This window comes from Actinoplanes philippinensis, from assembly GCF_900113015.1.
Lineage (GTDB): Bacteria > Actinomycetota > Actinomycetes > Mycobacteriales > Micromonosporaceae > Actinoplanes > Actinoplanes philippinensis.
The window spans coordinates 1-1,577 of record NZ_FONV01000051.1 but is presented as its reverse complement, the minus strand read 5'-3'; the positions used below and the strand labels follow the sequence as shown (position 1 = coordinate 1,577).

The window sequence follows — 1,577 nt, the reverse complement described above, 5'->3', positions numbered from 1 at the left end:
GCCCTCCCTGTCACGCTGATGTGAGACAGCCCGTCTACCAGGGGATACTCTTCCTGGACGGCCCTGAGGAGAGCACATCAGCATGACGTCGAAGCCCCACGAGAACCCGGATCCGGACGCCCGGCCCCAGCGGCGGACATTCACCGCAGAGTTCAAGGCGCGGATCCTGGACGAGTACGAATCGGCGCCCGATTCGGCGGCTCGCGGGGCGATCCTGCGCCGGGAACGGCTCTACGGGTCACACATTCTCGACTGGCGCAAGGCCCGCGACGCCGGAGCCACGGCCGGCCTGACGGACCGCCGGCAATCGGCTGCGCGGGCGGCGAAGAAGGCCGAGAACGCCGAACTTGCCCGCCTGCAACGCGAGAACGCCCGCCTGCAGACCGAACTGTCGAAAACCAAGACAGCGCTGGACATCATGGGAAAAGCGCACGCGCTCTTGGAACTGCTCTCCGAGAGCGCGGGCATCGCGCCGACGCCGAACCCGCTCTCGCCGAGGCCCAGACGGCGCTGACCCCGATCTGGGGCGTCGCGGCGGCGTGCCGGCTGACCGGCCTGTCACGGGCGACGCTCTACCGGCACCGCAACCCACCCGCCGAACCGAAACCACGCACACCGCGTAAACCACCGCCGTCGGCGTTGTCCGACGCCGAACGCGAGCAGGTGCTGCAGCTGCTGAACCGGCCCGAATACGCCGACCTGGCGCCCGCGCAGGTGTGGGCGCGGGAGCTCGACGAGGGCCGCTGGTGGTGCTCGGAGTCCACGATGTACCGGATCCTGCGAGCTGCCGGGCAGACCGGCGAACGCCGGGCCCAAGCCCAGCATCCGGCCCGCACCAAACCCGAACTCGTGGCCGACGCCGCCAACCAGGTCTGGTCCTGGGACATCACCCGGCTACGTGGCCCGGTCAAGGGCGTGTGGTTCCACCTCTACACGGTGATCGACATCTGGTCCCGCTACGTCGTCGGGTATCTGGTCGCCGGCTACGAGGACGGCCAGCTCGCCGAGGCGCTGATCGCCGATGCGGCCGCCCGCGAACGCGTGAACCCGGATCAGTTGATCGTCCACGCAGACCGGGGCGCTGCGATGACCAGCAAGACCGTGACGCAGCTGTTGACCGATCTGAAGATCGGGCGTAGTCACAGTCGGCCGAAGACGTCCAACGACAACCCGTTCATCGAGGCCAGTTTCAAGACGTTGAAGTACGATCCGACGTTCCCGAAGCGGTTCGGGTCGATCCAGCACGCCCGGCAGCATTGCGAGGCGTTCTACACGTACTACAACCATGAGCATCGGCATTCCGGGATCGGCCTGCACACCCCGGCATCAGTGCATCATGGCACCGCTGGACAGATCCGCCAGCAGCGGCAACGCACCCTCGACACCGCCTGGGCAGCCCACCCACACCGGTTCGGCCGACGCCGCCCTCAGCCACCTCGCCTGCCGGACCGGGCATGGATCAACAAACCCGACGACAACGACCCCGAAGAGGTCACCGCCGCGGCAGCGGCGAGCCTTCCATCAGCACAAAGCTAAACAAAATCAAGAAACTGTCTCAGTTGACTTGACAGGTTCCG

Annotated in this window: 2 protein-coding genes; both read left to right on the top strand. The window is 67.0% G+C overall.

All coding sequences use genetic code 11. The annotated features are described in order from the left end of the window. The first annotated feature begins 82 nt into the window (after nt 1–82). Complete coding sequence (locus tag BM290_RS50515) at nt 83–514, top strand: hypothetical protein (RefSeq protein WP_093622507.1); 432 nt, start codon at nt 83–85, stop codon at nt 512–514. After that, on the top strand, nt 511–1,536 hold the full coding sequence (locus tag BM290_RS47975; protein ID WP_307837993.1) for an IS3 family transposase: 1,026 nt from the start codon (nt 511–513) through the stop codon (nt 1,534–1,536). Before BM290_RS50515 ends, BM290_RS47975 begins: the two co-directional genes overlap by 4 nt. Nucleotides 1,537–1,577 lie beyond the last annotated feature (41 nt).

Coding starts and splice junctions, on each gene's coding strand:
- BM290_RS50515 (WP_093622507.1), top strand. CDS start 83: ATGACGTCGAAGCCCCACGAGAACCCGGATCCGGACGCCCGGCCCCAG.